This is a genomic window from uncultured Methanobrevibacter sp., assembly GCF_900314695.1.
GTDB lineage: Archaea > Methanobacteriota > Methanobacteria > Methanobacteriales > Methanobacteriaceae > Methanocatella.
Window position 1 is genome coordinate 1 of the sequence record NZ_OMWD01000048.1, and the last position, 6,481, is coordinate 6,481.

Here is a 6,481-nt window from a genome sequence, read left to right on the forward strand (position 1 = left end):
CCATACTACGACAGATGCGAAATGAAATTCGAAAGATGCAAACATGAAAGACCACAACTCATCGACCTCGGAAACAAAAAAATCCGATGCTTCAAATACGAAGAAGGTGCATAAAAATGGAACTAAAAGCAACAAACATCTCATTTAAATACCCATCTGCAAAAGAGTACCTATTAAAAGACGTTAACCTAGAGCTGGACAACAGCAAAATTATGGGATTGATTGGAGACAGCGGAAGCGGAAAGTCTACATTGTGCAAAATTCTATCAGGATATGTTACAAACTACGAAGGTTCTGTGACTTTTGATGGAAATTCCCTCCCTAAAAAAGGATTCAAACCAGTCCAATTAATATATCAACATCCTGAAAAAGTAATGAATCCAAAATGGAAAATGGAACAGGTATTAAAAGAATCATGGGATGTCTCAGATGATTTATTAAATGAATTCGGTATTCAAAAATCCTGGCTTACACGATACCCACAGGAACTATCCGGAGGAGAGCTACAAAGATTTTCTGTTCTAAGATCTTTAAATCCAAATACTAAATTTTTAATAGCAGATGAAATGACCACCATGCTTGATGCAATAACACAAGTGCAGATTTTAGATTCCGTGCTGAAAATAGTAAAACAAAGAAATATGGGATTTTTACTTGTAAGTCACGACATGGATTTGGTCGATACAATCTGTGATGACAAAATCTATCTAAAGGATTTAAACAAAATTTAATAATTTATTTTTTTATTGTGCAATCAACCACACCAATATTTAAATTTTAAAACGTATCTGTAAATTTGTTAGTTGGTAATTTGATTTTATGATTTTTTATCATGAAATTTTGAATATTTTTATTTTTTCGAAAATTTTTCCGAAAAATATATAAATTACCCCATTTTTTCAAATTTTTATTTTCATTAAATTCATTCTTTTTATAATCTAATGATATTTGAATTATTATTTTTCTAATTATCTGTAAAATTTTATTGGATTCTTGCATATTCTTTTGTATAGTTGTAAATTTAAAAATAGAAATCAATAAATTTATATTATTGGAGATGCTTAAATAATATTATGCAAACAATCAAAAAAACATCTCCAATTAATAATTTAGAATCCATCCAATATATATTTTGTGTTGAATGTGACAATACTGTTGAACGTGAACCTAGGAAAGAAATTGAAGACAATAGTGTTCAATTAGAGTTAATGAATCCTTTTTATGAGGTTAAACGTGAAAAACCAGCTAATATATCCTTTGATATGGATGAAAATGGTGTTTATTCTTATTCTGATCCTTTTTGTAAACATTGCCATTCTCATAAAGTTACAAAACACGGTTATAATTACAGGGATTTGATAACTGAAGATGGTGAACATTATATTGCTAAAGTTCAAAGATATTATTGTCCTGATTGTGGTAAATATTCTCAAACAGAATTTATTGGTCAATATGAAAATTATTGTAATTTTTCTAATGAAACTAAAGAACGATCAATTGGTGTTCGTGAAATAAGTTGGTATCCATTCCGTAAATTAAAAGAATTATATCAAATTTTTTGCGGAATCATAATCTCTCATGAAACAGTTCGAAAAGCTCAAATAATAACAAATGATTTGTATTATTTAAATCAAGAAATTAAACCATCTGGTTTTTATGGTTATGATGTTCAATGGGAACCATTAGATGATGGATTCCATTATAGACATTTATTATTTGATTTAATTAATAATGCATCAGTTGCAGAGTTATTGGCTCCCAATGAAGACCTTAAAACAACATATGATTTCATCAACAAATCAGTAAAACCAATCCACAGAAAAGCCATTGTAACAGATTTAAAGCTAGGATATGATGGTGTTATGAATAAACTTGGATTTAAACATCAACATTGCACATATCACTTAAGATTGGCTATAAATGAACGAATTAAGAAATTTTTAAAACAAAAAGATATAGAATTAAGAATTCACATCAAAAAAGAAAATGAAAAAATTTCAGAATACAAATTAAATAAGTTAATCAAAAAAGAAATTAATAAATTAGAAGATGAAATAAATATTTATAAACAATTATTATTTGAATTATTTGAACAACAAACTTATGATAAAGCAATAAGTTACGTTAACATGTTAAAAAATGAAATAAATAATTTTCCAGAAGTTTTAAAAAATTACTTAAAAAAAGATTTTTTCCCAGAATACAAAAAATTCATCTGGTTCCTTAAACCCGAATTTAAAGGAAAATTAACAAGAACTGACAATGATTCTGAAATGTACTTCCACGCAACACTACCCAAAGCTGAGAAAAAACGATACAGAACTGAAAACGGAGTATTTAATCAGATATACAACAGAAAAAATGGCTGGATGAAAAACATTAAATCCCAACTAACAAAATGACACAGCCTTTAAAACATAACACTACACATTTTAAAGATTTATTACAATAAATGTTTATTTAATTAATCCATAAAATATATTAATTAATACTTTTTTTGAAAAATTAATGAAAATGTAATACTTAAATTAGAAATATTTAAATAGTTAATAAATAATAAATTTTAATTAATTGTTATTAATTATAGTAATAAAAATTAACAAATAATTATGACAATTGCTTAACATTTAAATTTGGAGATATAGATAATGGATACAAAATACATTATTGGAATCATAGCTGTAATTTTAATAGCTGTAATCGCTGGAGCGGTCCTTTTCGGAGGATCATCCACACATAGAGCTGACGACGAACTCGTAGTTGCTGCTTACAGTCACGGAGGAGAACCGGAATCCGGTTTTGATCCAATACTTGGGTGGAACTACTTAGCAGAACCTTTAATACAATCAACATTATTAAAGATGACCCCAGACATGAACTATAAAAATGATTTGGCCACCAACTGGAGTGCCAATAGTAACTTTACAGAATATACCGTGAATATCAGAGATGGCGTCAAATTCACAGACAACACCACATTAGATGCTGAAGACGTAGCATTTACCTACAACATGGCAAAAAATAATGGAACAAGTGACTTGGACTTCGGCACATTTAACAATGCAACTGCAGTAAATAAAACTACTGTCAAATTCTATTTAAATGAATCTGATTCAACATTTGTTGACAAACTAGCATATTTAGGTATCGTACCATCTGATTCATACAACAACAACACTTACGGATCAAACCCTGTTGGTTCCGGACCATATAAATTCGTACAATGGGATAAAGGTCAACAAGTAATCTTAGAGAAAAACCCTGATTACTATGGAAAACAACCTGAATTTAAAAAATTAACAATCTTATTTGCTCAAAATGAAGCTGCATTCAATGCTGCTAAAAACCATGAAGTAGATGTTGCTGCAGTACCATTAGCATTCGCTAATGAAACAGTTGACGGATACAATATGACATTACTCGATACCATTGACGTGAGAGGAATATCCTTACCAGTTACAAACAACACTGGAGAAAAAATTGAAGATGCACCAGTAGGTAACAATGTAACTTCTGATTTAGCAGTCAGACAAGCATTAAACTATGGTATTAACAGAACAGCAATTGCTGAAGGAGCATTGAACGGAATTGGATACCCTAACTACGACGGTATTGCTCATCAATTACCATGGGCAAACAACGAATCAGCAATCAAAGACGGAAACATCTCAAAAGCTAAAGAACTCTTAAATGCCTCCGGATGGAAAGATACTAACGGCGATGGAATCGTTGAGAAAAACGGTACCAAAGCTTCACTTAACATATACTACTCAGCATCCGCACCTGAAAGACAAGCTATTGCTGTAATGATTGGTGAACAAGCAAAAGAATTCGGAATCGAAATCAATGCAACCGGTGCTGAATGGGATGAAATCTATAAACATGAATACAGTGACCTTGTCGTATGGGGATACGGTTCTACTGATCCTTCAACCTTGAAAGGTGAATACTACAGTGAAAGCTTTGTTGATGGTACTGGAAACCCAGGACACTACAACAGCAGTGTTGTTGACGGACACATCCAAAACGCAATGAAAATGGATCGTAACGCTTCATTTGCAGAATGGTCTGATGTATCATGGGACGGCAGTCATGGCACATCACCTAAAGGCGACGCAGCATGGTTGTGGGCCGGAGAAATTAAATACGGATACTTCGTAGATGATAGTTTAAACATATCTGAAGATACCGCTCTTATCCAACCTCACGGAGGAGATATCTTCTCAAACATCTATGACTGGACTCGTGTATCCTCAATAAACAAATAAAATTATCACCCAATGAGTTAAATTTTAATAATTTAACTCATCTCTTTTTCCCTTTTTATATAGGAGTTACATTATGATTAAACATGAAAAACTATTGAAATTTTTAGGAAAAAAACTTGTCAGATTCATTATCCTTCTTATTTTTGTCATTTTATTAAGCTTCATTCTCATCGATATGTCACCCATAAATCCTGTAAAAACATACATCAGCAATGTAATAATATCCCAAGAACAAATTGCCACATTGGAAGCATATTGGGGAGTAAACGAACCGATTACAACCAAGATGATAAATTGGCTTGGAAATATCATCCATGGAGATTTCGGAACATCACTGATTTTCAGAATTCCTGTCATAGATGTCATTAAGGAAAGATTTACAGCATCATTAGTATTGATGTTGACATCATGGATATTTTCAGGAATCTTAGGATTTTTATTAGGAATCGTTGCCGGGTTTAAAAAGGACACAATAATTGATAAGGCAATAAAAGTATACTGTTACACCTTACAATCCGCACCAGCATTTTGGATAGCTTTAGTCATGCTGATGATATTCAGCATTTATCTTGGATGGTTCCCAAGCGGATTGGGAGTTCCAATTGGAAGCTTAAGTGAAAACGTGACATTCTGGGAATGGTTAAACCGTTTGATACTGCCAATGGTGACCTTGAGTATTGTCGGAGTGGCTTCAATTACTTTATATACAAGAGATAAACTAATTGAGGTAATGAATAGCGACTACTTCTTATTTGCAAAAGCAAGAGGAGAAAGCGGATGGAACATTATAAAAAGACATGGGGTGAGAAATGTCTTACTTCCAGCAATCACATTACAGTTTTTAGGATTTTCTGAACTGTTTGGTGGAGCTGTTCTCGTAGAGCAAATATTCACATATCCTGGAATAGGTCAGGCTGCAGTATCGGCAGGTTTAAGAAGCGATGTGCCATTACTTTTAGGAATTGTTATTTTTAGCGCAATATTCGTTTACTGCGGCAATCTAATAGCAGACATTGTCTATAACTTCGTTGATCCAAGAATTAAAGAAGGTGAAGAAGATGGTTAATCCAAATAAAAAAAGCAAAAATCCACTATCAAGAATGAATTTAAGACAAAAGACATTATTGACCATCGGATTAACAGTTCTCATATTAGTTCTTGTGGTAATCTCAAGTTTATTCATCAATGCAGGAGACATCACCACAAATTTCCAGGCGATGAACAAGCCACCTAGCTTTGAACATTTATTCGGAACCGACTGGATGGGAAGAGACATGTTTACTCGTACAGTAAAAGGACTCGGCTTGAGTGTTCAAATCGGTGCAGGAGCATCAATATTGAGCAGCCTTATTGCTATTGCAATGGCATTGATGGGCAGCATAAACAAATATTTGGACTCACTCATGTCCTGGCTAATTGACCTTTTCTTATCAATTCCCCACATTCTTTTGATTATATTGATATCCATTGGACTTGGCGGAGGAGCATTCGGAGTTACAATAGGAGTGGCAGTTACACATTGGACATCACTTGCAAGAGTATTAAGAGCAGAAATCAAACAGATTCAAACTTCTGATTATGTTAAATTATCCGAAAGGTTTGGAAAATCAAAATTATGGATTGCAAGGAGGCATATCCTGCCATTAGTAGTAACACAAATCATTGTTGGAACAATATTGATTTTCCCACATGCAATCATGCACGAAGCAAGCGTAACATTCTTAGGATTTGGTCTGTCACCTCACGAACCGGCAATCGGTATCATATTATCCGAATCAATGAAATACCTTGCAACAGGAAACTGGTGGTTAGCTTTATTCCCAGGATTAGCATTGTTAATATTGGTTTTACTCTTTGATATTGCAGGAGAAAACATCAAAAAGATACTTGACCCAACAAGTGCAAACGAATAAGGTGATAACATGGAGAAGTTATTAGATGTAGAAAATGTTTCGATTTCATTTATCCAATACACACAAGGATTAAATCAAAGAGATTTAAAAGTTATCACCGATTTAACCCTGGACATATCCGAAGGTGAAATACTGGCAGTATTAGGTTCAAGCGGATCCGGAAAAAGCCTACTTGCACACGCAATATTCGGAATACTACCAGAAAATGCAAACCTAAACGGAAAAATAAAATACAAAGGAAAAGAACTAAGCCAAAAAGACAAAGAAGAAATAAGAGGAAAAGACATAGCACTAATACCA

6 protein-coding genes are annotated in these 6,481 nt (G+C 32.8%); all 6 read left to right on the forward strand.

What is annotated here, in order from left to right; all coding sequences use genetic code 11:
- Positions 1 to 116 precede the first annotated feature (116 nt).
- Positions 117 to 731: an ABC transporter ATP-binding protein gene (locus tag QZN45_RS10755; RefSeq protein ID WP_296812890.1), complete on the forward strand. Its 615-nt coding sequence runs from the start codon at positions 117 to 119 to the stop codon at positions 729 to 731.
- Between the two features lie 342 nt (positions 732 to 1,073).
- Complete coding sequence (locus tag QZN45_RS10760; RefSeq protein WP_296812892.1) at positions 1,074 to 2,402, forward strand: hypothetical protein; 1,329 nt, start codon at positions 1,074 to 1,076, stop codon at positions 2,400 to 2,402.
- Between the two features lie 246 nt (positions 2,403 to 2,648).
- A complete protein-coding gene (locus QZN45_RS10765; RefSeq protein ID WP_292609174.1) occupies positions 2,649 to 4,268 on the forward strand; it encodes an ABC transporter substrate-binding protein in 1,620 nt (539 codons plus the stop codon).
- A 73-nt stretch (positions 4,269 to 4,341) separates the two neighbouring features.
- Positions 4,342 to 5,334, forward strand: coding sequence for an ABC transporter permease (locus tag QZN45_RS10770; protein WP_292609176.1), 993 nt, complete (start codon positions 4,342 to 4,344; stop codon positions 5,332 to 5,334).
- Positions 5,327 to 6,181, forward strand: coding sequence for an ABC transporter permease (locus QZN45_RS10775; protein ID WP_292609178.1), 855 nt, complete (start codon positions 5,327 to 5,329; stop codon positions 6,179 to 6,181). The genes QZN45_RS10770 and QZN45_RS10775 overlap by 8 nt, the downstream gene beginning before the upstream one ends.
- Before the next feature lie 9 nt (positions 6,182 to 6,190).
- The coding region (locus tag QZN45_RS10780) for an ATP-binding cassette domain-containing protein (RefSeq protein ID WP_296812895.1) at positions 6,191 to 6,481 on the forward strand (291 nt) is incomplete at its 3' end.

Excerpts from the sequence above, each read along its gene's own strand:
- QZN45_RS10755 (WP_296812890.1), top strand. The coding sequence starts at position 117 with ATGGAACTAAAAGCAACAAACATCTCATTTAAATACCCATCTGCAAAA.
- QZN45_RS10760 (WP_296812892.1), top strand. The coding sequence starts at position 1,074 with ATGCAAACAATCAAAAAAACATCTCCAATTAATAATTTAGAATCCATC.
- QZN45_RS10765 (WP_292609174.1), top strand. The coding sequence starts at position 2,649 with ATGGATACAAAATACATTATTGGAATCATAGCTGTAATTTTAATAGCT.
- QZN45_RS10770 (WP_292609176.1), top strand. The coding sequence starts at position 4,342 with ATGATTAAACATGAAAAACTATTGAAATTTTTAGGAAAAAAACTTGTC.
- QZN45_RS10775 (WP_292609178.1), top strand. The coding sequence starts at position 5,327 with ATGGTTAATCCAAATAAAAAAAGCAAAAATCCACTATCAAGAATGAAT.